Raw genomic sequence first — 25284 nt, forward strand, 5'->3', positions numbered from 1 at the left:
GAGATGGATTACCAGCAAGCGACCTACGAGCACTTTGATGCACCGGGTCGCTTTAAAGACGACGTCAGCGGCAAAGCCTTTAATCAAATTCGCTTAGAGTACTTACGACGAGAAGCGCGTACCGCGAGCGGAAAAAGTAACCATCCTGGCCTGCAAGCGGGCACAAAGTTCGACTTACAAGAGCATCTTGACGACAGCGCGAACCGCGATTGGGTTGTAGTGCAAGTGCATCATCAAGGGCGTCAGCCACAAGCATTGGAAGAAGAGGGCGGCAGTGGCGCGACCACGTACAGCAACCAATTCACGCTCATTCCTGCTGATGTCACGTGGCGTGCGACACCGCAAGCCAAACCTCAAGTGGATGGCCCTTGCATGGCGTTAGTCGTGGGCCCTGACGGCGAAGAAATCTTCTGCGACGAACATGGCCGCGTCAAACTGCATTTCCCGTGGGACAGATATTCCAACGGCGATGAACACAGCTCGTGCTGGGTGCGCGTCTCACAAGGTTGGGCTGGCAGCCAATATGGCATGATAGCCATTCCGCGCATTGGTCATGAAGTCATCGTCTCGTTTCTTAACGGCGACCCAGACCAACCGATAGTGACAGGCCGTACCTACCATGCGACCAACAAAGCGCCGTACACACTGCCGGATAATAAAACCAAAACCGTGCTGCGCAGTGAAACGCACCAAGGAGAAGGGTTTAACGAGCTGAGCTTTGAAGACCAAGCGGCGCAAGAGAAAATCTACCTACACGCGCAAAAAGACTTAGATGCTTTGGTGCTCAATGATGCCACGGCGCACATCAAGCACGACCAGCACCTCACGGTGGATAACGACCAATTCACGCACGTTAAACATAACCACCACCTCACGGTGGAGGGCGAAAGCCGCGATAACATAACCAAAGATAGCAGTGTAGAGATTAGCGGGTCATTACAGCATAAAGTGGCCAAATTGACCGCGATACAAACAGGGCGCGAAATCAGCCTTAAAGCGGGAGCTAAAATCGTTGTAGAAGCTGGGGCTGAAGTGACTTTAAAAGCGGGTGGCAGCTTTGTCAAAGTGGATGCTGGTGGCGTGCACATCGTTGGTCCTGCGATTAACCTTAATGCTGGCGGAAGTGCTGGCAGCGGTAGCGCTTATGGTGGGCAATCCGCCATGTTGGCAACCCCACTACTTGATATGAAAGCTCCGGCCGAATTACAAGCGAGTGCAATTAACGCGACCATGCAAAGCGGCCAAGCGAATGTGATCACTCATTTTGAGGCTGCCGCAGTACAATCCGCTGCGCAGAAATCATCTGCATCACCACAAAAGCAGTCAGAATCTAAGGCGGCAGAAAAGAGCGCTCAGGAAGAGAGCCAAAAAGAGGATGCACAAAACGAAGATAAAGCATCACTGCTACAATCGGATGTGTTGAAAGCTTCAGAAGAGCTGGAAAAGTTAGCGAAGACACAAGCCAGCGCTTTCAGAAAAGGCAACAATGGCGAAGAAGTGAGCTTGATTCAGCAAGCGTTAATCAAAATGAAATTTGATTTGCAAGCCGATGGTGATTTCGGTAATAAAACCAAAACGGCCATCGAACAGTTCCAAAAAAGTTATCAACCCAGCCATCAAACGCATCCGTCATACAGCATTGGCCCCATTGATGGTATTGTTGGCCAAGGCACATTGTTAGGTTTAGATGAAGCGCTGGTCGATGGGTGGGTTTATGAAAATGATGAGATGGATCTGAAATGGTTGACTGTACCAAAAGGTCAATTGACCTTTGATGCCGAGGGGAATGATGTTGAAGGAAGTCCATTCTTTTCTCGGAAAGTTCATGTACCTAATAATAATGGGGAAGTGATAGAGAATTCAGGCGTTACAATTGGTAGAGGGCTTGATTTAGGGTCTCCCCCAAGCGGTGCAAATGGGCAAAGCCCATCAAAATTAGATTTGAAAAGTTTATTTGAGGTCGCGGGTCTTAACCCGAAGTTATCCGTGTGGCTCTTAAGTGTTGAGGGTAAAACAAAAAGTGATGCATTGAGTGCCTTGAAGTCGAGTGATTTAACCGATGAAGAGTTGGTTATTACTAGAAAGCAACAGTACATTATGTTTAACACTATCTATGAATATTTTGAAAATAAGACAAAAATTTTAGTTACAAAGCCAGATGTACAAAAAGCATATGGAGTTGTCGATTGGGAAGGAATGCCTCGCAGAGTGAAAGATGTAGTTGTAGATATTACGTATCGTGGAGATAGCTACTCAGCAACAAGAATGCACTATGTATCTGTATTGGCTGAAGCAAAAATTACTCAAGACTATAGTAGTTTTACTTTGGTCATGAAAGACACAAATGTATGGGATAATGTTATAACAAAGGCGAAAAATAGATTTTTAAGAAGATGGAAGTATCTAGAATGAGAAGAGTAATACTGTTTCTATGTTTGTTTTTTTCTTTTGGTTGTAATTCTAATGAATTTCCCAATAGAGATAATTTGATATTTTTAGCAAAATCATATTCAGATTTTGAAGTAGGTAGTGTAATCGCATATGTTCCAATCAATAAGCCTTGTGTGAATATTGTAACTTCTAGCAATCACTATGAGTTTTGTGATCTTAATAAAAAGATAAATAACGTGAATGCTACTTTAGATAAAGGAGCAGAATCAGGTGTATGGGTTATTGGCTTGAAGGTGGATATATCTGAGGTTGAGTTTACTTATAGAACTCCTTATTTTGATGAAGTGTGTACTATTAATTTATTGGACAATAATAAACTTCATTGTGGGAATAGTAAATGATACTTATTTTTAGCCAATTTTTATCGAAGAATCAATGTTATATGCTCTTTTGTCGTTTGTAACGGATTGTTTAGTGTGTTTTTCAAAACAATTTTCTAACCTGATAATTTGTGGAAAACATACAGAAATGACGCAATATATCACCTAGCAACCGCTAGGCGTTGCATTTAAAACCAATCCTAAAAAATACAATGCTTAGCGAAGTCGCCAGCCTCATTCGCTGTCCAATCACCTTTTGGCTTGTCTTTCATATCTTCACACCACGCGTCGCTGCCAATTTGTGATTGGAAGACACAGTGCTTTGCATAATCCACCGCCTGCCCGGCGTTCCATTCACCTTTTGGTTTCTCTTTCATATCTTGACACCATGCTTCGCTGCCCACTTCTGAGCAGGCGGCGAGTGAGAATGCAGTAAACAATACCAAGGCTATTTTTTTCATGTTTGAGTTCCAAATGGATGCGATTTTTGTTCGGAGTGACTATACCGAAAATCACGGTCTCAGTGTTAATCCTATGCTAAAAATGGGCATCTAATGACAAATCACTCAGTGATGATCCTCACCCTTTTTTACTCCTCAGCTCACTAATCAACGATCAAAATCACATTACCTATTTTCGCATCGTGCAAATTATTTTTGCTACGCTAGGATTCATCGAAACGTTTCGATGAGATTTTCTTGAACGATTCAAGAGTGATAGAAAGGTGTCAAAAATCGAAACATAAAGCCTAACGTGAAGGTATAACAATGAAAAAAAGTACCCTATTAAACTCAGAACTCTCTTACTTGGTGGCTACTTTAGGGCATACCGATGAAATCACAATTTGTGATGCAGGTTTGCCCATTCCTGATGAAGTGCAGCGTATTGATTTAGCATTAACTCACGGTATTCCCGGTTTTCTTGACACGGTCCGCGTGATTCTTTCTGAATCTCAAATTGAAGGTGTGATCATTGCTGAAGAGTTTACACAAGTAAGCCCTGAGCATCACAAAGCGCTGCTGGCTGAGCTGAAAGCGGAAGAGGAGTTATGCGAGAAAGCGATTGCTGTCACTTACCTCTCTCATCAAGATTTTAAAGAGCGCACTATGCGCAGCCGCGCCGTGGTAAGAACTGGCGAATGCACGCCGTATGCGAATGTTATTTTTCAAGCAGGCGTCGTGTTTTAAGCCGCGATTGAGGATCCACTATGACTCAAGCAATTTTAGCGCTCAGTGAGATTGAAAAAGCGTTCCCCGGCGTGAAAGCGCTCGATAAAGCTAGCCTTAATGTTTACCCCGGCCGCGTGATGGCGTTGATGGGCGAAAACGGCGCGGGTAAATCAACCTTAATGAAAGTGTTGACGGGTATCTATTCATTGGATGCGGGTTCTATCACTTACCAAGGAAAACCAGCCGCCTTTAAAGGTCCACGAGATTCACAGCAAGCGGGCATCAGCATTATTCACCAAGAGTTGAATTTGATTCCGGAATTAACCATTGCTGAAAACATTTTTCTAGGCAGAGAGATAACCGGTGCGATGGGGCGAATTTTATGGAATGAAATGTACCAAGCAGCTGACAAACTACTGGCTCGTTTAAACGTTAAACACAGCTCCAAGACCTTGTTGGGTGACTTAAGCCTTGGTGAGCAACAGATGGTTGAGATTGCAAAAGCGCTCTCATTTGAGTCGAAAGTGATCATCATGGATGAACCGACGGATGCGCTGACGGATACCGAAACTGAATCGTTATTTAATGTGATTAACGAGCTGCGTGAACAAGGTTGCGGCATTGTTTATATCTCACATCGGTTGAAAGAAATTTTTGAAATTTGTGACGATATTACCGTGTTACGTGATGGCAAATTCATTAGCCAGTGCAAAGTGTCTGACACCAATGAAGATGGCCTGATTGAGATGATGGTCGGCCGGAAATTAGAAGAACAGTACCCACGTATTGAGGTAAAGCACGGCGACACTTGCCTTGAAGTGATAGGCCTCACGGGCTCAGGTGTGCATGACATTAATTTTACGCTCAAACGAGGCGAGATCCTCGGTGTCTCGGGTTTAATGGGCGCAGGGCGCACTGAGTTAATGAAAGTAATTTACGGCGCGCTGCCCAGTGAGCGAGGCGTGATTAACCTTGAGAACAAAACCATCAACCCAGTCAGCCCACAAGATGGCCTTGCAAACGGTATCGCGTATATTTCAGAAGATCGCAAAGGGGACGGTTTGGTTCTTGGCCTGTCGGTGAAAGAGAACATGTCACTGTGTGCGTTGAATAAATTTAGCAAAGGTGTACAGATTCAACACAGTGATGAAGTCATCGCAGTGGAAGATTTTATTCGCCTATTCAACATCAAAACGCCATCTCGTGATCAAATCATTGGTAATTTGTCCGGTGGCAATCAGCAAAAAGTAGCGATTGCGAAAGGGTTGATGACACGTCCCAAAGTTTTGATTTTGGATGAACCCACACGCGGGGTTGACGTGGGAGCCAAAAAAGAGATTTACCAATTGATTAACCAATTTAAAGCCGAAGGGATGAGTATTATTTTGGTCTCGTCAGAGATGCCAGAAGTGCTAGGGATGAGTGACCGAATTTTGGTGATGCATGAAGGTCGAATCAGCGGCGAATTTTGTGCCAAACAAGCCAACCAAGAGATTCTACTCGCCTGCGCGGTAGGCAAAAAGATCAATGAGGAAGCAGCATGAGCAGTAACAGCATGAGTAATTCAACCCAAACTAACCGCAGAAAATGGATCAGTAAAGAGTGGCTCATTGAGCAAAAATCACTGATTGCTTTGCTTTTTTTAGTGGTCGTTGTCTCTTTTTTAAACCTCAATTTCTTCACGATTGACAACATACTGAACATTTTGCGCCAAACCTCAGTCAACGCCATTATTGCTGTGGGGATGACCTTGGTTATTCTAACGGCAGGTATCGATTTGAGTGTTGGCTCGGTACTGGCGTTGTGCGGCGCTTTTGCTGCAACCATGATTGGTCTTGAAATTCCTGTCATTATCGCAGTCCCTACAGCGTTACTTGCTGGCGCGGCACTGGGTGCGATTAGCGGTATCATTATCGCCAAAGGTAAAGTGCAAGCGTTTATTGCCACCTTAGTCACCATGACCTTACTGCGTGGTGTGACCATGGTTTATACCGATGGGCGTCCAATTTCGACAGGTTTTACCGATACTGCAGACGCTTTTGCTTGGTTTGGTACAGGTTACGCGTTGGGTATTCCCGTTCCGGTGTGGATGATGGTGGTGGTCTTTGCTGCGGTTTGGTACTTACTCAACCATACACGTTTTGGCCGCTATGTTTACGCGCTAGGTGGCAATGAGTCTGCGACTCGATTGTCAGGTATTAATGTGGATCGCGTGAAAATTGGTGTGTACGCCATCTGTGGTCTATTGGCTGCGCTGGCTGGCATCATCGTCACGTCTCGCCTCTCTTCTGCGCAACCGACTGCTGGTATGGGTTATGAGCTGGATGCCATCGCTGCCGTCGTACTTGGTGGTACCAGCTTGATGGGGGGTAAAGGACGCATTATGGGCACGTTAATTGGGGCGCTGATCATCGGCTTTCTTAATAACGCGCTGAACCTGCTTGATGTCTCTTCTTACTACCAAATGATTGCGAAAGCCGTGGTTATTTTGCTCGCGGTACTCGTGGATAACAAAAATAAGTAACACGATAGAAAACCTCCGTTTTAAAGCGAGCCATATTAGCTTTAAAACGGCCCCTACAAAAAGGACTATAAAGATGAAAAAACTTGCAACTTTAATCTCTGCTGCTCTACTTTCCACCACTGTCTCTGTGGCTGCGCATGCGCAAGACACCATGGCGATTGTACTATCCACTCTGAACAACCCATTTTTTGTCACCATGAAAGATGGCGCAGAAGCGAAAGCGAAAGAGCTAGGCTACAACCTGATCGTCTTGGATTCACAAAATGATCCAAGCAAAGAGCTATCAAACGTAGAAGACTTAACCGTTCGTGGCGTTAAAGCGATTTTGATCAACCCAACCGATTCTGATGCCGTCTCTAACGCCATTCGTATGGCCAACCGCGCTAAAGTGCCAGTGTTGACACTGGATCGCGGTGCAAGCCGTGGTGATGTTGTGAGCCACATCGCTTCTGATAACGTAGTCGGTGGTGAAATGGCCGGTCACTTTATCGTCGAAAAAATCGGTGCAAAAGCCAAAGTCATTCAACTGGAAGGGATTGCCGGCACATCGGCCGCTCGTGAGCGTGGAGAAGGTTTCATGAACGCGGTGAAAGGCAGTGAAATGGAACTGCTTGCTAGCCAGCCTGCTGATTTTGACCGCACTAAAGGTTTGAATGTAATGGAAAACCTGCTAGCGGCAAACCCAGATGTTCAAGCCGTATTTGCCCAAAATGATGAAATGGCATTGGGTGCACTTCGCGCCGTTCAAGCATCAGGCAAAGAGGTGATGATCATCGGTTTTGATGGTACCGACGATGGTATCGCGGCGGTAGAACGCGGCCAACTTGCTGCGACTGTTGCTCAACAACCAGACATGATCGGTGCACTTGGCATTGAAACGGCCGATAAAATGCTAAAAGGCGAACAAGTGGATGAGTACATTCCGGTTCCTCTAAAAATCATCAGCAAATAATCTTTGCTGTAGGTAGCTCTTTACTGGCTCGTAGAGAGCTACCTCTTCTCTATAACCCCTCAGCCATTAATAACCAGTAATCAGGCTCGATAGGTTTGTTTTTTCAGGTGAAGCCACAAAAGCCAAACCTCTCCAGCTCCATTTCAAACATGTTCACTCATGAACAAAGGACAAATTATGAATCAGTTAGTGGTATTAGGTAGTGTTAACGCTGACCATGTTTTGCAAGTGCCTTCATTTCCTCGCCCGGGCGAGACGCTGCATGGTCGTCATTATCAAGTTATTCCCGGTGGTAAAGGGGCCAACCAAGCTGTAGCGGCCGCGCGATTAAAAGCGGACATCGGTTTTATTGCCTGCGTGGGTGACGATGCATTCGGTATCAATATTCGTGAGAATTTTAAGCTCGATGGTATCAACATTGCGGGAGTTAAAATGCAGCCCAATTGTCCGACGGGCATTGCGATGATCCAAGTCTCGGACAGCGGAGAAAACAGCATCTGTATTTCGGCAGAGGCGAATAATAAGCTGACGGCTGATGCCATTGAAGCGGATTTAGCCGCCATTGGTGCGGCCAAATATTTATTGATGCAACTGGAAACGCCAATCGATGGCATTATTAAAGCTGCGCAAATCGCCAAACAAAATCGTACCAATGTGATTTTAAACCCAGCGCCTGCCCGAGATCTGCCTGATACTCTGCTAGAATGTGTCGATGTGATCACACCAAACGAAACGGAAGCGCAGCGCTTAACGGGGATCACGGTTGATGATGATCACTCGGCGCAATTAGCGGCCAATGAACTGCATAAAAAAGGGATTGAAATCGTCTTGATCACCTTAGGTGCAAAAGGCGTTTGGCTAAGCCAAAATGGGCGTGGTCAACTGATTGCTGGTTTTAAAGTCGATGTGACAGACACCACCGCGGCAGGTGATACGTTTAACGGTGCTTTGGTAACGGGTTTGTTGGAAGATATGCCTTTAGAATCAGCCATTAAATTTGCGCATGCTGCGGCAGCCATTTCTGTTACCCGTTTTGGCGCGCAAACCTCAATACCCACCCGAGTAGAAGTGGACGCGTTTCTCGCTCTGCATCAATAGAATAGGAAAAACAGACATGGCGACAATGAAAGATATTGCAAGATTAGCCGGTGTATCCACGTCTACCGTCAGCCATGTCATTAATAAATCTCGCTATGTGAGCGATGAAATTGCTGAGCGTGTCAATAAAGCCGCGCAAGATCTGAACTATGCCCCGTCAGCATTGGCTCGCAGTCTCAAAATGAACCGAACGCGCACCATTGGTATGTTAGTGACCACTTCGACGAACCCTTTTTTTGGCGAAGTGGTCAAAGGGGTAGAGCGCAGTTGCTACCACAAAGGTTATAACCTTATTTTGTGTAATACCGAAGGGGATAGCCAGCGAATGCAAGCCTCTATCAACACGCTGCTGCAAAAGCGCGTTGATGGCTTACTTTTGATGTGCTCCACCTTAGAAGGTGAGCGGATTGACGTTTTTGAACGCTACCCAGATATCCCTGTCGTGGTGATGGATTGGGGCCCAATGCTCTTTCCTAGCGATAAAATACAAGATAACTCTTTACGTGGCGGTTATATTGCGGCGAACTATTTGATTGAGTGCGGTCATAAAGAAATCGGTTGCATTACCGGGCCATTGATTCGACATCAAGCTCAAATGCGTTATGAAGGCTATAAGCGCGCTGTCTTGGAAGCAGGTTTGGACATTTATCCCAATTGGATTGTTGAATCCGATTTTGAATGTGAAGGTGGCTACGAAGCGTTCAATAAAATGTTAGCTAAAGGGCCATTGCCGAGTGCGATTTTTGTCTCTAATGACATGATGGCAATGGGGGTGATTAATGCAGCTAATGAAAAAGGAATCCGCATTCCTGAAGATCTTTCGCTGATGGGGTATGACGATATTCACATCGCCCGTTTTATGTCGCCAGCTCTAACCACTATTCATCAACCCAAATATCGTTTAGGTAAAGCGGCAGTTGACACCTTACTTGCCCGTTTAGAAAACGAAGCGCTCGAACCGCAAATTGTCCAATTAGAGCCGACTTTAGTGGTGCGTAAAAGCATCAAAATGATGAACAAGTAGATGGAAAAATCCCTCTCTTTAGTCAAGAGAGGGATGAGGCACTAATTACTGAGTCATATTTTTCCAGAAATCAGCCCATTGTTGTGGTCGATTATAGAAATGGCTAACAGATACGGTTCGCCATTGCCCCTCTGCTTCATACACAATCGAGGGAAAACCAGAAAGCTGATATTGCGCCATTAAGCTTTGCGTCTGCTCTAACTGCTCTGGTAACTGAGCTTTGGCTTGCTCCATCGCTTGTAGCCATTGATTTGGCTCTAGGTCAAGCGATTGGGCTAACAGTGCCAATGTGTCAGTATCGGCCACAGGCAAACCTTGCTGGTAGTGCGCTTGTTGAATGCTTTTGAGCATAACACTTGGCGATACACCGAGTAATTGCGCTGCAATAATGGCTTGAGCAGTAACGTATGAGTCCAATATCACGGTTTCGCCACTTTTGATTTTGGCGATGTAACCTTCCCCAAATACGGCTCCTGTTTGCTGAGCAATGCGCTGATCAGCTTGCAGTACATGTTGGCGAAAACCATCTGAAAGAGGCGATCGCTCGATCATTCCACCCGGATGAAGGTGCAGTTTTACTCCGCTCATTTCATTCAACTGCTGAATCAGAGAGGTTGCTCCGTAACACCAGCCACACATTGAGTCGAAAATATAGTGGACGTTTACCATTTCATCTCACCCATATGAACTTTGGCACCAATTTCTAAAGCCATTGGTAGGCCAGCATTAGGGTAAAGGTTTTGCATGGTTTGAATTAACTGAGCGCTGTCTTTGCTGTTTGCTTTGGCTTTAGCAAAATCCATAAGATATTGTTGTGCAAATTCAATTGAAGAAGCATCAAGCGCTGTTCCAGAAGTCATATGCCCCGGGATCACTACGTTTGGTTTGAGTGCTTTCATTTGATCAAGTTGTTGCGCCCAAGCTTGGCGGCTCGCATCACTTTGTGCATCGGCCATCCATAAATGAACATTTCCGTATACCGCGACGTTACCTAAAATCGCTTTATTGGCTGGTATCCATAAATAAGGACGATGCGCTAATGCTCCATCCGCATCGCGAATTTCAATAGTTTGCCCATCAATGGTTAAGGTTTTGCCATTATAAGCCGTTGGTAGTATCGGTTTTACAGGGGCATTTGCCCCCATTTTTGGAGCCCAAAATGCCAGTTTACCTTCGAGTTTTTCTGCAATCGTTGCACGTACGCCAGGCGTCGTCAGCACTTTCGCTTGTGGAAACATGTCATGCAGTACTTCAGCGCCAAAGTAGTAATCAGGGTCAGCTTGGCTAATAAAAATCGTGGTTAAGTTTTTGCCAGAGTCGAGTACTTTTGCTGCAATACGGAGTGCGTCGGCTTTAGTAAAGCCAGTGTCAACCACCATCGCTTCTGTTTCGCCATAAACCAAAGTGGAGTTGACATGGAAGCTATTGCCATCTGCATTGTAGACGTCAAGTGTCAAAGGTTGTTGTGCTGCAAACGCGGTGCTGCTGATGAGTGTGGTTGCTGTAAGTAGAGTCAGTGTTTTCATGATTATTTATCCAAAGAGTATGTTATCGGTTCGGGAGCTATCATACGAATTAGATTGGTTCGGATATATAGCGAATAACCAACATCATTGTTTCTTAATTTGAACTAATGAGGGATAAATTAACCAACAAACGAGAGTTTTTGGATATAGAATTCGCTTAACGCGTTCGTGCTATAGCTACAGTTAAATGGCAGAGGTTTATCGCTAGCAGTACAAGCTTTGATTGATCACTTAAAGGAGTATTTCGTGAGTCATGATTGGCAAACGATATGCCTATAGATGAGGTAGAGAGGAGTGATAAGCAGAGCGTGTTGCCACACTCTGCTTATGGATTATGCTACTGCGCCTTGTTTCTGCGCTTGTTGCACTAATGCCTGACGTTGAGCTTCCATAGCAGATTGAACTTCATTTTCCCTATGAGTGTCTTCTTCCACAGCCTGTGGGACAAATACATAGAACTTATTGATGGTCATCTTTGGATCTCATGTAGTTTTGGAAACAAAAAAATAGAGGATGTTAACCTAGTTAACATCCTCCATGACGGTCAAATTATAGGCGTAGATGAAGGGGCTTAGCTAGTCCTTTTTTCATCGTAAGCCGAATTTTTTATACGTCGTAAGTGGTAGACGCCGTATCGCCGCCTGTACCAGTCCAGTTTGTGTGGAAGAATTCACCACGTGGACGATCAGTACGCTCATAAGTGTGAGCACCAAAGTAATCACGTTGTGCTTGCAGTAAATTAGCCGGTAAGCGAGCGGTGGTGTAGCCATCTAAGAAAGTGAGCGCGGAGGTCATACATGGCATTGGAATGCCGACTTCCATTGATTTGGCCGCTACTTTACGCCAAGCCGCTAGGCAGTTATCCAAAATGCCCTTGAAGTAGGCATCTGAACCTAAGAAGGCGATTTCTGGGTTAGCTTCGAACGCATCACGAATGTTGCTCAGGAATGCGGAGCGGATGATACAACCACCACGCCACATCAATGCCACGTTACCGTAGTTAAGATTCCAACCATTCTCGTTAGACGCTTGGCGCATTAGCATAAAGCCTTGTGCGTAAGAGATGATCTTAGACGCAAGTAGCGCTTGACGAAGTGCGTCAACCCACTCTTGTTTATCACCTTCGATCTGCATATTACTCTTACCAAACAGCGCTTCGGCAGCAACGCGCTGATCTTTCAATGCTGAGAGGCAACGAGAGAAGACTGACTCAGTGATGAGCGTCAGCGGAATACCCATATCGAGTGCGTTAATGCCCGTCCATTTACCTGTGCCTTTTTGGCCAGCAGTATCGAGGATTTTCTCAACCAGAGCTTCACCATCTTCGTCTTTGTAGCCTAAGATATCAGCGGTGATTTCCACTAGGTAACTATCGAGCTCGGTCTTGTTCCAATCAGCAAACACTTTTTGCATTTCATCATGGTTTAAACCCAAGCCGTCTTTCATAAACTGATAAGCTTCGGTAATTAGCTGCATATCGCCATATTCGATACCGTTGTGTACCATTTTAACGAAGTGGCCCGCGCCGTCGTTACCCACCCAATCACAGCAAGGCTCACCAGCTTCGGTTTTTGCTGAGATACCTTGGAAAATTGGCTTCACGGCTTCCCAAGCTTCAGGTGCGCCACCTGGCATGATAGATGGGCCAAAACGTGCCCCTTCTTCGCCGCCAGAAACGCCTGTACCGATAAAGTGAATACCTTTTTCACGCAGTGCTGCAACACGGCGGTTGGTGTCTGGGAAGTTCGTGTTACCACCATCGATAATGATGTCGCCTTTATCGAGTAGCGGAACCAGTTGGTCGATGAAATCATCCACGACTTGGCCCGCACGCACCATCAGCATCACTTTGCGAGGTGTCGCCAGTTTGTCGACTAACTCTTGCAGTGAATAAGCACCAACAATATTGGTGTCTTTCGCTGGACCTGCTAGGAACTCATCGACTTTTGCCGCGGTACGGTTGTGAGCTACCACTTTAAAACCGTGGTCGTTCATATTTAGGATAAGGTTTTGGCCCATCACTGCTAGGCCGATTACACCGATATCACCTTTCATTTATTTCTCTCCTTCACGCAATCTTTGTTGCGGCATCTGAATCTAAAAACCACTCTGTTTCGCCAGTTGTTGATTTAACTTTGGCAGCCGGATAAGGAAGATCCTCGGCTTTCGTGGTGTGAATTTCGTGTACGATCTCGGCTTTGCCTGAGCCAAGAACGAGGTAACTAATGCGTTTTGCAGCTTCCAACACTTTCGCTGTTTTAGAGACACGAAGTTGGCCTGATTCCGGATGCGTTGCCACTAAAGATAAATTCTCATCCTCGTAGTCGGTCACATTAGGGAACAGGGATGCCGTATGACCATCTGCGCCAACACCGAGCAAAATCCAATCAAAAACAGGAGTACCGTTGACGGATGGAATGACTTTTGCCATCTCATCGGCAAAGCGCTTAGCTTCGGTTTGTGGATCATCTTCGCCGCGAATACGGTGAATATTTTGAGGTGGAATGTTCACTTGGCTAAACAGCAGTGTATTGGCTTCACCAAAGTTGCTTTCGGCATCGTCAGGAGCGACACAGCGTTCATCACCCCACCAGAAATGCAGGTTTTGCCATGTAATCGCCTGTGCATAAGGTTCACTGGCCAATAATTTGAACAGCATTTTGGGTGTGCTGCCACCGGAAAGGGAGATATGAATCGGCTGACCTTGCTCGCTATAGCGTTGCATTTCATTGGCGAGCGTTTCAACCACCTGTTCTGGGGTTTGAAAAATTTTATGATTGATCATAATTCGCAGTAATCCGTATCGGTCAAGTTTTTACACGGGAAGCGCCACGCGCGGCCATCATTGTGTAGCAGCAAATCGGACTCTTTTGGTCCCCACGTGCCACAGGCATAGCCAAACAGCGATTGAGGGTCTTGTTTAAAATCCAAAATAGGTTGCACGAACTTCCAACACGCTTCTACGGCATCGGTACGCGCAAATAAAGTTGCATCACCGTTGAGCGCATCCAAAAGAAGTCGTTCATAAGCGGTCAACATCTTGGTTTCTTCCAATGATGTGTAATGGAAGTTCATGGAGACTTCTTTGGCTTTAAAGCCCGCACCTGGCTCCTTCAAACCAAAGCTCATTTGAATGCCTTCATCGGGCTGAATGCGAATGATGAGCTTGTTTTCAGGGGCATTTTGCCCAAAAACAGGGTGTGGCGTACGCTTAAAGTGAATGACCACTTCGGTGACGCGCGTTGGTAAACGTTTACCTGAACGCACATAAAATGGCACACCATTCCAGCGCCAGTTATTAATAAACATTTTCAAACCGACATAAGTTTCAGTGCGCGAATCTGCTGCCACACCATGTTCATCACGGTAACTGGGTAAAAACTGGCCACGAACTTCCGATTCCGTATATTGCCCCAGTACGAGGTTGTGGCGTAGGTCATCATCAGAAAGCGGTTGCAGGCTTTGCAGCACTTTATTGACTTCGTTACGAATTGAATCGGCATTAATGGCGGCTGGTGGTTCCATGCTAACCATAGCTAACACTTGCAGTAAATGGTTTTGGAACATATCACGCACCGCACCAGAACCGTCGTAATAGCCACCGCGTTCTTCGACGCCCAAAAATTCTGCGCCTGTAATTTCGACATAGTCAATGAAATTGCGGTTCCACAAAGGTTCGAACATCCCGTTAGCAAAACGGAAAACCAACAGGTTTTGTACTGTCTCTTTGCCTAAATAATGGTCGATACGGTAGATCTGGTGTTCTTGGAAATGGCGATGAATTTCGATATCAAGGCTTTGAGCCGATGCGAGGTCATAACCAAACGGTTTTTCGATGATCAAACGCTTCCAACCTTGCGCTTCGCTATTTAATCCATGCGCTGCGAGATTGGCCGGGATGACGCCATAAAGGCTCGGCGGCGTCGCGAGATAGAACAGAGTGTTGCGCTGCGTGAATTGGTATTGATCAGCCAAAGAGTCAAGGCGCGTGGCGAGCTGCGCGTATTCTGCAACATCTGAAGTATTGATCGCTTGATAATGCAAGTGCTCGCAAAAGGCGTCGAGAATATCTGGGACGGTCTTTTCCATTTCCTGAAGAGAGCGCTTTAATTTTTCACGGTATGACTCATCGCTGTATTGGGTTCGGCTGACACCCAGAATAGCAAAGGATTTCGGCAGTTGATCACTGGCGAACAAGTGATACAGAGCAGGTATAAGCTTGCGATAGGTTAAGTCGCCTGAAGCACCAAAAATCACAATACTGCTGTTTTCAGGTATTACCATCATCTTTCCCTTAAAAACGAGGTATTTAGCATGCGCCAACGGTAGCAGCGTCATGCAAAAATAGAAAATAGGCTCTAACTATAATGTCGATAGTTAAAACCAATGCGCTCCTCCAAAAGTGCAGAACGCAGTCTAGGGATCGCCCCTAGACTCGGGTGCGTATTGTCTACGACAATTTGACATACATCAACTATTGATAACGCAATCGATTAAATTCTCATGCCATCTCGACACATTTTCAGGGTGAGAGGTTAGGTTCCGCCTAAGTCTCATCCCCTGACCACAGCACGTTACTTATAGCGGCTGTGAATGATGCTAGGTGGTCAGTCTTATCCGGAATGGTAACTCTATGGTGATTATTCAGTTGAACAATGACAGTTTGACGACGGAACTTGAGCCTGTACTTGGTTATAACGTTTGAGTTGGTTGAAATAGTGGTGCGCTTTTTGTACGTGTTCGAACTCCAACATCCAAGTCGCACTGCGCTGCGCTGAACAAAAAGCACCCATATGTTTGAGCAAGTCATCGCTTTGTTTGGTGAGTACGTTGGCAAGGCGGTTAACCAAGGCATTGGGCTCAATCGCAGTAAACTGCAGCAGAGCATAAGATTGATTTAAGACATCAAAGGCTTGTTTATGCTGGCCCAAGTGGTTGAAAATTTCAGATTGAGAAACAGCAGCATCACATAGCCCAGAGATCAAGCACACCAACTGGCAAGGTTTTGTATGTTCGCAGTTTAGCGCTGATTGAATATGACTTGGCATATGATGCAGTACATCTTCAAACAAACAGTGTGCTTGTGGCCAATGCCCCTGTGCTAATAGTTGTTCAGCCTTGAGATAGCTTGTCCAGCACTGTTGTAAGTCCATACTCAATTCTCCAGAATGACGGCGTTCACTTATTTAAATGCAATTTATTATCAAATGCAAATAATTGTTATTTGCGATTTTAAGTGTGGTGATTGTTTATTATTTGTTCGGTTAAACGCGAATAAGGTGTAACTCGCTAAAATATAAATGAATTGCTTCTACACTTAGGTCAAACTACAACAAGAATCCAAAAGCTAAGGAGCGGAGTGATGGCGATTCAACGATTGAATGCAGAGCAGCTCTACCACGTTGCCCAGTTAGAAAAACTCCCTTGTAAATCAACTAAGGAGTTAGACCCAGTTGATGAGATTGTGGGGCAAGAACGGGCGCAAAAAGCGGTCGAATTTGCAATGTCGATCAAAGAGAAGGGTTACAACATCTACGCTATTGGCCGTAATGGGTTGGGCAAACGTACGATGATTTTGCGCTATTTAAACCGCCATCAGCATGATGTCGATGCGTTGTTTGATTGGTGTTATGTGGCCAATTTCAGCGATATTCGAACCCCAAAAGTGCTGAAGTTACCTTCGGGTATTGGGGTTAAACTCAAGCAAGACATTGAAAAGTTAATGAATAAGTTGGTCAATGCGATCCCGTTAGCTTTTGATAACGAGATTTACTTTGCTCGTGCCGATAAACTGAAAAATCAGATGGCACAAAAACAGCAAAGTGAATTGGATAGCATCAGTAAAGAAGCCAAAGATAAAGGCATTAGCTTAACCATCACCACTCAAGGCGACTATCAATTTGTTGCGATGAACGGTGAAGAGATGCACACCGAAGAGTCCTTTGACGCCTTGTCTAAAAAAGAGCAAGAGCACTTTAGCCATACCATTGATGAGCTAGAAATCAGCCTACGCAATATGGTACGTCAACTGACAGAATGGGAAGACTCCTACAGTGAGAAGATCAAAAAGCTCAATGATGAAGTAACGCTTGGCGTCATTACCCACTTTATTAAGCAGCTTAAGCAAGATTATTCTGGCTACCCAGACATCAAAACGTATCTCACGGAGTTACAAAAAGACATCGTCGATAATGCGGACATTTTTTTAGATGAAGACAGTGAGCAAGGCGAAGTCGCGACAGCTTCTTTAGATAAGCGTCTGCCGCGTCGCTACAAAGTCAATGTGCTGGTCAGCCAGCCTTCAGACAAGCTACCGATCGTGGTAGAAGAGAACCCGAACTACCACTCTCTATTTGGTTATATCGAAACGGCGACTTTTAAAGGCACAGTATTTACCGATTTTTCGTTGATTCGAGCGGGTAGTTTACATAAAGCCAATGGTGGTGTGCTGTTGATGGATGCGGTCAAAGTGCTTGAACAACCCTATGTTTGGGACGGTTTAAAGCGTGCGTTGCGTTCACGCCAAATGAGTTTTACCTCTTTGGAAAAAGAGGTCACGCTAACAGGGACGGTTTCACTTGACCCAGAGCCTATCCCGCTAAATGTGAAAATCATCCTGTTTGGTGATTACCACACCTATCAGCTGCTGACTCATTACGATCCTGAATTTAGCGAATTGTTCCGAGTAACGGCCGATTTTGAAGATGAGATGAAACGTACGCCCGATACCGAGCTACATTACGCGCGTTTTATTTCGAGCATAGTGCACGACAACAATATGCTGCATTGCGACCGTAAAGCGATTGCACGCATCATTGAACACAGTTCACGTACAACGGGCGATCAAGGCAAACTGTCACTTCATTCGGCGCATATTGCCAATTTGTTACGCGAATCTAACTATGTGGCGAAGCAGGCGAATTCAAACATGATCCGCCAGAATCATGTCGAAGAGGCGCTCAGCAACCAAGAGATGCGAGTGAGCCGCCTGCAAGACAGTGTGATGGAGTCGTATGTTAACGGTACAACGCTAATCCAAACGCAAGGCATGGCGGTCGGTCAGGTGAATGCGCTGTCGGTATTGAGCACCAGCGATCATATGTTTGGTGCGCCAAACCGTATTACCGCCACCACTTCCTATGGCGATGGTGACATTATCGATATCGAGCGCAGTGTCGATCTGGGTGGCAGCATCCACTCTAAAGGTGTGATGATTTTATCCGCGTATCTCTCTTCGGTATTTGGCCGTACGGCGCGCGTACCACTCACCACGACCATCACATTTGAGCAATCTTACGGTGGTGTGGATGGTGATAGTGCCAGCATGGCCGAATTCTGTGCGATTGTGTCTGCGTTTTCTAAACGGCCTAATCGCCAAGATATTGCGATCACAGGTTCGATGAACCAATTTGGTGAGTCGCAGCCGATTGGCGGTGTGAATGAGAAAATTGAAGGTTTCTTTGATGTGTGTGCAATCAAAGGGCGCACCAGCCAGCAAGGTGTCATCATTCCTCGTTCAAACATGCACAATCTGATGTTACGCGCTGACGTTGTTAAAGCGGTCGAGAAAGGGGAGTTCAATATCTGGGCTATTGAACATGTCACTGAAGCGGTTGAGCTCTTTACTGGCAAACCCGCAGGCGAAGCAACAGAAGATGGCAGCTACCCGGTTGATACCATCTTCGGTTTAGCACAAGCCAAACTGAATGCGCTTAGAAAATAGCCTTATCGAAGAATAAATTCTTCAGTACTAACCACCTCAATGACCACCTAGCAAGTGGTCATTTTTCTTCATAAATCATCATAATTTAACTTATATTGTCTTATTGGTATCTAGTCATTGTTTTGACGACTATATGCTCATAACTATATGAATTGCATTATATTATTTCATGGACAAAAATGTGAATTTTGTCTATTGTTTGCTCTTGTTTAGTCCGTGGGATTAGTCCCAAGGCATGGATGCGAATGTTATTTTAATCGAGGCTTTTAAATGCATTTTTCACTGAAAAATTTGTCAATTCGCGTACAAGTTTTATTACCCGTTTTGTTAACCACTTTCGCTTTACTTATTGCACTGTGGATAACCAAAAGTAATCTCCAAAATGAACAAATCAAAGTGTCGAACAGTACTGATCGGCTCGTTGAATATAAAGATGCCCTTGCCAGTGTGGACGATACCGTTTATCCGCTGCGTATTAGTGCGGTATACGCTATTTATGATCCCGCTCGTCGCGCCACATTCTTAGCTGAGTTAAAAAATGGCCTGGAAGAAGTAGAGCGCAATTTGAGCAAAATGCGACAAGATGAGCTTTATCGGAGCGATGTTGAGGTTGTTCATAAAAGCATCGGACATTACGTTGATATGTCGACGAAAATGGTGGAATTTTTTAACCGTCGCGATCAAGGGATGACCTCTGAAGCAGAATACACAGCATTTATTGCGCAATTTCGTCAAAGTGGTGAGCAAATGGTCAATGCGATAAATGATCTTTCGCAGCAAGTGAACCAACAAGCGACGCAGTCATTGGCTCAAAGCGACAAAGACAACATTCGTGTTATGAACACGGCTATGGTCACTGTTCTGTCTGTACTTTCGCTCTCTCTTGCGATGGCTTGGATCCTTTCAAATATGATTGTGGCCCCGATTCAAAAGTTACAAGCTGTAATGCGTGAATTAGCGCAGGGGAACTTAACCATTCGCGCTGATGCGGATGGCGAGAATGAAATCTCAAAGTTGGGTAAAGATGTCAATACGACTACCTCTCAGTTACATGCTACGGTAGATCATTTAAACCGTATTAGTGAAGAAGTGGCGTCAGCTTCAACCGAGCTGGCTGCGGTGATGACGCAAGCAGAGTCAAATGCACAACAAGAGTTGAGTGAAATTGAACAAGTTGCTTCGGCGGTGAATGAACTTGCGAGCACAGCAAACAACGTGAGTGATAACGCAACGGTCGCTGATTCAACCGCTCGCGAAGCGGATGAACTTGCTAAATCAGGCTTAGCTATTTTTAAAGAGAGCGCCCAAGCGAGCTTACAAATGTCAGAAGCGCTGAATCATGCTGCGAGCGTAGTTCTGCGTCTAAAAGAGCAATCAGAGCAGATCAACGATGTCGTTGAAGTGATCCGAGGTGTCTCTGAGCAAACCAACTTATTGGCACTGAATGCGGCTATTGAAGCGGCACGTGCAGGTGAGACTGGTCGCGGTTTTGCGGTCGTGGCTGATGAAGTTCGCATGCTTGCTGCACGTACTGAGAGTTCAACTAAAGAGATTCGAGTTATCATTGAAGAGCTGCAAAGCCAATCGATTCTTGCAAACGATAGTATGCAAACCAGCATTGAGATGCTTGCGCGTAACGGTGAGTTAACGCAACGAGCAAATGATGCACTTGTTGGGATCACGGAATCGGTTTCAGACATCAATGATTCAAATACCCAAGTGGCGACTGCGGCAGAAGAGCAGTCGCAAGTCACGCAAGATATTAACCGTAACGTGGTTAATATGTCTGAGCTTGTAAATCAAAACGTAACGGGTATCAGCCAGAGCGCCAGTGCCAGTGCCGAACTGTCACAATTGGCCGAGAAGCAAAAAGCGCAGCTCGCCTTCTTCAAACTATAAATCGACTACTATTTCCTAGTCTCAACCGCATAACTCGAAAGGTTATGCGGTTTTTTTATGAATCAAAGAATATCTAACCATCCGAAATAACTAGGTTTTTTGGGGTTATCTGTTTGTTTTTATGATTCGATCTCCCTCGTATAAAAAACACTATCTTTATTAACATTATCTTCATATATTGACCCAATAAGAACTAGAAATGTGATGTTCATCGTGTGAACGCATGGTCAAGTGGCTGAAAGTAAGGAGTGTTTTTATGGCGAAAGAGGAAAGCTTATTTCGTTTAGAAAGGGTAAAAAGGTTTAATTTTTCAGTGTGGACGGTATTAACCGGAACATTGATTGCTCGTACCAGTTTTTTCATGGCATGGCCATTTTTGATCGTGTTTCTTTACCAAGATTATGGTGCATCGCCGATTGAAGTGGGTGGAATGCTGGCGACCTCTGCTGTTGTAGGAGCAATTACTGGGTTGTATTCAGGGTATCTTTCCGACAAATTTGGTCGCAAGTGGGTGATGGTTCTTGGCAGTGTGATGGCTGCATTTGCCTACAGTGGCATTGGTGTGGCTGATCAAATCTGGCAGTTTTACGTGCTTATTGTCCTTACTGGTTTAATGCGACCAATGATTGAAGCGCCGGGCAAAGCAGTGATTGGTGATAACTTGCCGAATTTGAAAGATCGCGAGCTGGCGCTCAACATCCGCTATTTCCTACTCAATCTAGGTGGTGCCATTGGGCCACTGCTTGGGATTACGTTTGGGCTTTCTCACCCACAAACTCTCTTTTTCTTTACCAGCGGCACGTATTTATTGTTTGGTTTTTGGCTGCTGTTCGGTATTGAACGTAAAGGGCGCTACACCAAGCCCGATCGCTCTGGTTTGCCTAATTTTTCTTCGACGCTAAGAGTGATCAGTAAAGATAATATTTTTGTGAAGTTGATGGTGGCGAACTTCATCATGATGTTCATCTATGGGCAGGTAGAATCGTCTATTCCACAAGTGATTGTACGCACCAGTGCCGCCGATGCAGCGCAAATTGTCGCAGGGTTAGTGCTGGTAAATACCATGACCATTATCATCTTCCAGTTCCCAATGCTGAAGTGGTTGGAAAACGTCCCGCTGTTTGTACGAACTCGGATCGGCATGTTATTGATGGGGCTTGCGCAACTCGGCTTTCTGTTTACCCCTGCAGATTTACCGATTGGTTGGGCGCTCGCTTGCTTTGTTTTGAGTATGGGCGAAGTCATTGCTTTTCCAACCTTAAACGTACAAATAGACCGCATGGCTCCCGCCCATTTGCGTGGTTCTTACTTTGGTGCCGCCGCGCTTTATTCGTTAGGTTTTGCGATTGCGCCACTGGTTGGGGGGGCGGTGATTGGATACCTCAATTCAAATTGGCTGTTTGGCCTTTGCTTTGTGCTGTGCCTAGTGATGATTTGGCTTTACTGGGTCGCAGAGCATCAGCCCGATACGGTCGAGCGTGAACCCATTACTCAAGCTTAATTTGTTCTTTTTGTAAGGCTCTCATCGAGAGCCTTAACATCGCTATTTTTTTATCGCTACGCCAACTTCCAGCTTATCTAGCCATTCCAAAAATCGTTGAACATCATCGCCCCGAAAAATAGCGCCATGTTGCGGACACATCATCTCAATATCCAGCTGGCTGACTCGCTCAATCCAATCACTTTTGGCGCGGTTAGATGGCATCCAACGTTGATGAAAATAAGTCATTTTTGGAATATGGCTTTGAAAATCTTCTACAAAAAAAGAGGCGTTAGGGCTGTCGAGCGCGGCACCAATATCGCCAGACATCAATATTTTTGCATCAGGGTCGTAAACCGAAAAGTTACCAGAAGAGTGCATGTAATGTGCTGGGATAAAGTGCAGGTCGTGACCTGATAAGGACACTTTTCCACCTTCATCTTTGATGGGGGAGAATTGAATTGACTCCATACCAAAATGGCGGATAAACCCTTCCCACAACCAAGGTGAATGTAATGTTGCACTGGGCAGTGCTTTATCCCATAAACCGAGGGAAGAGATGATATCTGGATCTTGGTGAGAGGCAAAAAGATGCTTGATATGTTCAATCGGCACTTCTTTCACGACGCAACCGAGCATCGCCGAAAACAGTTCAATGCCACCGGGGTCTAGCAATATCGCTTGATCACGATTGACTATCATATATTGGTTGGTATCAATGATTTTTTCTGGTTTGTTTGGATCGCGAGCAAACATCACCCAGCGATGATGGCCGCGTTCAAATAGTATTTTTGATTGCATAGTTCACCTGAGAAAAGAGAGAGAATGTTTTGAGCGATAGCATGACGTGAGCTTGAATTTCTTTTGCCAGTTCAGCGACGTTATTCGCAATGCTTTGCAGTTGAGCTTGATATCGCTCATCTGCTTGAGAGGCTTCCACGCTCAGCATGATCGAGATGATTTGTGCAATGCGCAGGTTGTCGTATAAGGTTTGCAATAACTCGTGCAGGTTTTGAGCTTCAGAGTAGAAACTGTGACTGAGTTTGCTATATTCCTCTTGGTTTTGATGATGTACGGCATCCAAACTGTGTAAATGCCGAGCGTTATGCGCTTGTATATACACATTTTCAAAACGTTCAAGCGCAGCGCGTGCACGAGTCCTTGCAGTTGCGAGTTGGCTGATACGCTGCGCCTTCAAGTTGATGGTGTGCGACGCCTCTAGCGTGACGCGGACTAAATCATCAATCGAATCAGTAATTGGCCGAAAACCTGCGGCACTTTCGCCCGCACGCAGAGCCAGAGCTCTGGCATTGCTGGCGACAAGCAGTAATTTTTTTGCAATGAGTACGCTTTGGTTTAGCTCTGCTGCCACTTCCGCCGCAATTACGAAAACCGGTTTGTTGTCCATAGTTATCGAAAATATTCATCAACTTAACGTGTGTTAACTATAGACCAGATTCATATTTTTGAGACTAGATTGCTCGTTTTGGCTCTGTGTTACCTAAACTCAATGGTTTTTCTGCTGCTCAACTTGCCGAAGTGCACGTTGGTACATCGCCCACGCGGCAAGGCCTGCGAGGATGTTACCGACCAACGCCCCGATAAACAGGCCATGCAGTGCCGCTATTTGAGCGCCAACCCATAAACAGGGCAAGAAGAACACAAACAGGCGCAGCGCGGAAATGGTTAAGGCTGTGTATGATTTTGCCAACGCATTAGAAACCGAGACCATTAACATGCAGATACCAAGCGGCCCTAAACTGATTGGCACGATCATTAAGTGCCAGTGCAAAATGGATTCGACACTTTGTTCGCTGGTCATCAGCGCTGCAAGGTGGCCGGATAATAGATAGGTCACTACGGCGATGATGAGCTGAAACCCAAGAATAAATTGGCACGCAACACGAACCAATTTTCGAATGTCTTGTAATTGGCATGCGCCAAGCAAACGACCCACCATCGGTGGCATCGACATAGTTAATGCCAATATTGCTACCATCGCAAAAAACTCAAAACGAGATCCTAACGCCCATGCCGCGACAGCTGCGGTGCCGAAACTGGCCAATAGTTTGGTTGCCAGCATCGAAGAAAGCGGTGGAAGAAGCTGGCTTATCATGGCCGGCCCCATGATATGGCTGATAGAGCGAATACTTTTCCCTACATCCAAATCTGACCAATCAAACAGCATCCAGTGCCTTTTCGACACTTTGGGCGTAACCACGAACACGCCAATCCCAAAGGCTAAAATAGTCGCCAGCGCCGCGCCTTCAATACCCAAATCAAAAGTGAAGATAAAAATAGGGTCTAAAATCAGGTTTAAAATGCTGGTGACCATCATCATAGTACCCGGCAACATGGTATTGCCATTGGCTCGACACAGGCTGTATAAAAAGTACAGCACCGCGCCCACCCAAGCACTGACTAACCAATAAATCCAGTAGCTGTCGACGATCTGATACACAGATTCAGGAGCGCTGAGTAGCGCTAAGATGGGGTGACGCAGTAAATAGATAATCACTGAAAACAGAGCAACCCCAATGCTGCCAATAGTGACGACTAACCCACCAAGCTGCTTCGCGTAGCGAATTTGGTTCGCACCCAATGCGCGAGCAATCACCGCTGTGGTCGCAATGCCAAGCCCAACCTGAAGGCCAATAATGATCATCTGAATGGGTAATGTAAACCCTTGCGCGGCAAGGGGTAACACGCCAAGTTGGCCGATAAACGCACTATCGACCAGTTGGAAGCTCATGAGGGACAGCACACCAAACATCATCGGCCAAGTCATTTGCAAGAGTTGGCGCGTGAGTGAAGGTGGAGATAACGGAGTGGTGTTTGACATTGCTCGGCTCAACTATATGGGTAGAGGTTTTAATATGTGGCCTCTGCGGTGAAAAACAAGCTCAGAATGGTTTGTACGTTATGTGCGTTGAGTATGTTAACAGCTATACGTGAAGAGAGCGACGTTCATCCCCATCGAGTTGTTCCGTGCAATGACATGAAAATCATCATATTGATGAAATATTTCATAAAAACCTAGCCATTTGGTGAATTCTTGAGCGTTAATCTCGTGATGAACTCGTCCTATTTCTATGAAATGAAACCGATTTCATTTCTG

General features: G+C 45.5%; 21 protein-coding genes and 1 pseudogene. 11 read left to right on the plus strand and 11 right to left on the minus strand.

The annotated features are described in order from the left end of the window. Both tssI and AACQ75_RS07535 read left to right on the plus strand, forming a co-directional pair. Window positions 1–1725: pseudogene (gene tssI, locus AACQ75_RS07530) on the plus strand (type VI secretion system tip protein TssI/VgrG); the annotation flags it as partial. A gap of 683 nt (window positions 1726–2408) precedes the next feature. Continuing rightward, window positions 2409–2792, plus strand: coding sequence for a hypothetical protein (locus tag AACQ75_RS07535; RefSeq protein WP_017050232.1), 384 nt, complete (start codon window positions 2409–2411; stop codon window positions 2790–2792). A gap of 179 nt (window positions 2793–2971) precedes the next feature. On the opposite strand, the gene AACQ75_RS07540 is transcribed toward AACQ75_RS07535, so the two are convergent. Beyond that, window positions 2972–3232, minus strand: coding sequence for a DUF3012 domain-containing protein (locus tag AACQ75_RS07540; RefSeq protein WP_017050233.1), 261 nt, complete (start codon window positions 3230–3232; stop codon window positions 2972–2974). Between the two features lie 306 nt (window positions 3233–3538). On the opposite strand from AACQ75_RS07540, the gene rbsD reads away from it, so the two are divergent. From rbsD to AACQ75_RS07570, 6 genes are all read left to right on the plus strand, one after another. Beyond that, window positions 3539–3958: a D-ribose pyranase gene (rbsD, locus tag AACQ75_RS07545; RefSeq protein WP_170889784.1), complete on the plus strand. Its 420-nt coding sequence runs from the start codon at window positions 3539–3541 to the stop codon at window positions 3956–3958. 20 nt (window positions 3959–3978) lie between these two features. Then, complete coding sequence (gene rbsA, locus AACQ75_RS07550) at window positions 3979–5484, plus strand: ribose ABC transporter ATP-binding protein RbsA (protein ID WP_170889786.1); 1506 nt, start codon at window positions 3979–3981, stop codon at window positions 5482–5484. An 11-nt stretch (window positions 5485–5495) separates the two neighbouring features. Next, complete coding sequence (gene rbsC, locus AACQ75_RS07555) at window positions 5496–6464, plus strand: ribose ABC transporter permease (protein ID WP_445285781.1); 969 nt, start codon at window positions 5496–5498, stop codon at window positions 6462–6464. Between the two features lie 73 nt (window positions 6465–6537). Next, on the plus strand, window positions 6538–7416 hold the full coding sequence (gene rbsB / locus AACQ75_RS07560) for a ribose ABC transporter substrate-binding protein RbsB (protein ID WP_010320543.1): 879 nt from the start codon (window positions 6538–6540) through the stop codon (window positions 7414–7416). Window positions 7417–7593: 177 nt separating this feature from the next. Next, window positions 7594–8514 (plus strand): ribokinase, encoded by a 921-nt coding sequence (rbsK, locus tag AACQ75_RS07565; protein WP_170889790.1) that lies wholly within the window; start codon window positions 7594–7596, stop codon window positions 8512–8514. A 16-nt stretch (window positions 8515–8530) separates the two neighbouring features. Continuing rightward, on the plus strand, window positions 8531–9538 hold the full coding sequence (locus AACQ75_RS07570; protein ID WP_013868172.1) for a substrate-binding domain-containing protein: 1008 nt from the start codon (window positions 8531–8533) through the stop codon (window positions 9536–9538). A gap of 45 nt (window positions 9539–9583) precedes the next feature. Here AACQ75_RS07570 and AACQ75_RS07575 read toward each other — a convergent pair whose 3' ends face one another. The 7 genes from AACQ75_RS07575 to AACQ75_RS07605 form a co-directional block, all read right to left on the minus strand. After that, window positions 9584–10207: a DsbA family protein gene (locus tag AACQ75_RS07575; protein WP_170889793.1), complete on the minus strand. Its 624-nt coding sequence runs from the start codon at window positions 10205–10207 to the stop codon at window positions 9584–9586. Then, window positions 10201–11064, minus strand: coding sequence for an MBL fold metallo-hydrolase (locus AACQ75_RS07580; protein WP_013868170.1), 864 nt, complete (start codon window positions 11062–11064; stop codon window positions 10201–10203). The genes AACQ75_RS07575 and AACQ75_RS07580 overlap by 7 nt, the downstream gene beginning before the upstream one ends. A gap of 332 nt (window positions 11065–11396) precedes the next feature. Continuing rightward, on the minus strand, window positions 11397–11537 hold the full coding sequence (locus AACQ75_RS07585) for a hypothetical protein (protein ID WP_010320537.1): 141 nt from the start codon (window positions 11535–11537) through the stop codon (window positions 11397–11399). A gap of 133 nt (window positions 11538–11670) precedes the next feature. Continuing rightward, window positions 11671–13119 (minus strand): decarboxylating NADP(+)-dependent phosphogluconate dehydrogenase, encoded by a 1449-nt coding sequence (gene gnd, locus AACQ75_RS07590; protein WP_017046894.1) that lies wholly within the window; start codon window positions 13117–13119, stop codon window positions 11671–11673. A 13-nt stretch (window positions 13120–13132) separates the two neighbouring features. Next, entirely contained in the window at window positions 13133–13849 is a 717-nt protein-coding gene (gene pgl / locus AACQ75_RS07595; RefSeq protein ID WP_170889795.1) for a 6-phosphogluconolactonase, read from the minus strand. Next, window positions 13846–15348, minus strand: coding sequence for a glucose-6-phosphate dehydrogenase (gene zwf / locus AACQ75_RS07600; RefSeq protein ID WP_026027598.1), 1503 nt, complete (start codon window positions 15346–15348; stop codon window positions 13846–13848). Before zwf ends, pgl begins: the two co-directional genes overlap by 4 nt. A gap of 356 nt (window positions 15349–15704) precedes the next feature. Further along, window positions 15705–16217 carry a hypothetical protein gene (locus tag AACQ75_RS07605; RefSeq protein ID WP_026027597.1) on the minus strand — a complete coding sequence of 171 codons (513 nt, stop codon included), beginning with the start codon at window positions 16215–16217 and terminating at the stop codon, window positions 15705–15707. Window positions 16218–16426: 209 nt separating this feature from the next. Between AACQ75_RS07605 and AACQ75_RS07610 the strand changes: the two genes are divergently transcribed. The 3 genes from AACQ75_RS07610 (at window position 16427) to AACQ75_RS07620 (ending at window position 22187) form a co-directional block, all read left to right on the plus strand. Continuing rightward, window positions 16427–18787 (plus strand): Lon protease family protein, encoded by a 2361-nt coding sequence (locus AACQ75_RS07610; protein WP_026027772.1) that lies wholly within the window; start codon window positions 16427–16429, stop codon window positions 18785–18787. Between the two features lie 270 nt (window positions 18788–19057). After that, window positions 19058–20686, plus strand: coding sequence for a methyl-accepting chemotaxis protein (locus AACQ75_RS07615; protein WP_017044904.1), 1629 nt, complete (start codon window positions 19058–19060; stop codon window positions 20684–20686). Window positions 20687–20942: 256 nt separating this feature from the next. Next, the gene (locus AACQ75_RS07620; RefSeq protein WP_170889797.1) at window positions 20943–22187 is read left to right on the plus strand and encodes an MDR family MFS transporter; all 1245 of its coding nucleotides are present in this window, start codon (window positions 20943–20945) and stop codon (window positions 22185–22187) included. 42 nt (window positions 22188–22229) lie between these two features. Here AACQ75_RS07620 and AACQ75_RS07625 read toward each other — a convergent pair whose 3' ends face one another. From AACQ75_RS07625 to AACQ75_RS07635, 3 genes are all read right to left on the minus strand, one after another. Continuing rightward, complete coding sequence (locus AACQ75_RS07625; RefSeq protein ID WP_013868161.1) at window positions 22230–22967, minus strand: MBL fold metallo-hydrolase; 738 nt, start codon at window positions 22965–22967, stop codon at window positions 22230–22232. Beyond that, entirely contained in the window at window positions 22945–23574 is a 630-nt protein-coding gene (locus AACQ75_RS07630; protein WP_047687786.1) for a hypothetical protein, read from the minus strand. The genes AACQ75_RS07625 and AACQ75_RS07630 overlap by 23 nt, the downstream gene beginning before the upstream one ends. A 99-nt stretch (window positions 23575–23673) precedes the next feature. Beyond that, window positions 23674–25008, minus strand: coding sequence for an MATE family efflux transporter (locus tag AACQ75_RS07635; RefSeq protein ID WP_047687785.1), 1335 nt, complete (start codon window positions 25006–25008; stop codon window positions 23674–23676). Window positions 25009–25284 lie beyond the last annotated feature (276 nt).

The organism is Vibrio sp. B1-2, assembly GCF_963888445.1.
Taxonomy (GTDB): Bacteria; Pseudomonadota; Gammaproteobacteria; order Enterobacterales; family Vibrionaceae; genus Vibrio; species Vibrio anguillarum.

What these genes read in the sequence shown, in the direction of transcription:
- rbsD (WP_170889784.1), top strand. Translation starts at nt 3,539, where the DNA reads ATGAAAAAAAGTACCCTATTAAACTCAGAACTCTCTTACTTGGTGGCT.
- AACQ75_RS07535 (WP_017050232.1), top strand. Translation starts at nt 2,409, where the DNA reads ATGAGAAGAGTAATACTGTTTCTATGTTTGTTTTTTTCTTTTGGTTGT.
- AACQ75_RS07585 (WP_010320537.1), bottom strand. Translation starts at nt 11,537, where the DNA reads ATGACCATCAATAAGTTCTATGTATTTGTCCCACAGGCTGTGGAAGAA.
- gnd (WP_017046894.1), bottom strand. Translation starts at nt 13,119, where the DNA reads ATGAAAGGTGATATCGGTGTAATCGGCCTAGCAGTGATGGGCCAAAAC.
- rbsK (WP_170889790.1), top strand. Translation starts at nt 7,594, where the DNA reads ATGAATCAGTTAGTGGTATTAGGTAGTGTTAACGCTGACCATGTTTTG.
- AACQ75_RS07625 (WP_013868161.1), bottom strand. Translation starts at nt 22,967, where the DNA reads ATGCAATCAAAAATACTATTTGAACGCGGCCATCATCGCTGGGTGATG.
- rbsB (WP_010320543.1), top strand. Translation starts at nt 6,538, where the DNA reads ATGAAAAAACTTGCAACTTTAATCTCTGCTGCTCTACTTTCCACCACT.
- AACQ75_RS07620 (WP_170889797.1), top strand. Translation starts at nt 20,943, where the DNA reads ATGGCGAAAGAGGAAAGCTTATTTCGTTTAGAAAGGGTAAAAAGGTTT.
- pgl (WP_170889795.1), bottom strand. Translation starts at nt 13,849, where the DNA reads ATGATCAATCATAAAATTTTTCAAACCCCAGAACAGGTGGTTGAAACG.
- AACQ75_RS07605 (WP_026027597.1), bottom strand. Translation starts at nt 16,217, where the DNA reads ATGGACTTACAACAGTGCTGGACAAGCTATCTCAAGGCTGAACAACTA.
- AACQ75_RS07615 (WP_017044904.1), top strand. Translation starts at nt 19,058, where the DNA reads ATGCATTTTTCACTGAAAAATTTGTCAATTCGCGTACAAGTTTTATTA.
- AACQ75_RS07630 (WP_047687786.1), bottom strand. Translation starts at nt 23,574, where the DNA reads ATGGACAACAAACCGGTTTTCGTAATTGCGGCGGAAGTGGCAGCAGAG.
- rbsC (WP_445285781.1), top strand. Translation starts at nt 5,496, where the DNA reads ATGAGTAATTCAACCCAAACTAACCGCAGAAAATGGATCAGTAAAGAG.
- AACQ75_RS07570 (WP_013868172.1), top strand. Translation starts at nt 8,531, where the DNA reads ATGGCGACAATGAAAGATATTGCAAGATTAGCCGGTGTATCCACGTCT.
- AACQ75_RS07635 (WP_047687785.1), bottom strand. Translation starts at nt 25,008, where the DNA reads ATGTCAAACACCACTCCGTTATCTCCACCTTCACTCACGCGCCAACTC.
- AACQ75_RS07580 (WP_013868170.1), bottom strand. Translation starts at nt 11,064, where the DNA reads ATGAAAACACTGACTCTACTTACAGCAACCACACTCATCAGCAGCACC.
- AACQ75_RS07575 (WP_170889793.1), bottom strand. Translation starts at nt 10,207, where the DNA reads ATGGTAAACGTCCACTATATTTTCGACTCAATGTGTGGCTGGTGTTAC.
- zwf (WP_026027598.1), bottom strand. Translation starts at nt 15,348, where the DNA reads ATGGTAATACCTGAAAACAGCAGTATTGTGATTTTTGGTGCTTCAGGC.
- rbsA (WP_170889786.1), top strand. Translation starts at nt 3,979, where the DNA reads ATGACTCAAGCAATTTTAGCGCTCAGTGAGATTGAAAAAGCGTTCCCC.
- AACQ75_RS07610 (WP_026027772.1), top strand. Translation starts at nt 16,427, where the DNA reads ATGGCGATTCAACGATTGAATGCAGAGCAGCTCTACCACGTTGCCCAG.
- AACQ75_RS07540 (WP_017050233.1), bottom strand. Translation starts at nt 3,232, where the DNA reads ATGAAAAAAATAGCCTTGGTATTGTTTACTGCATTCTCACTCGCCGCC.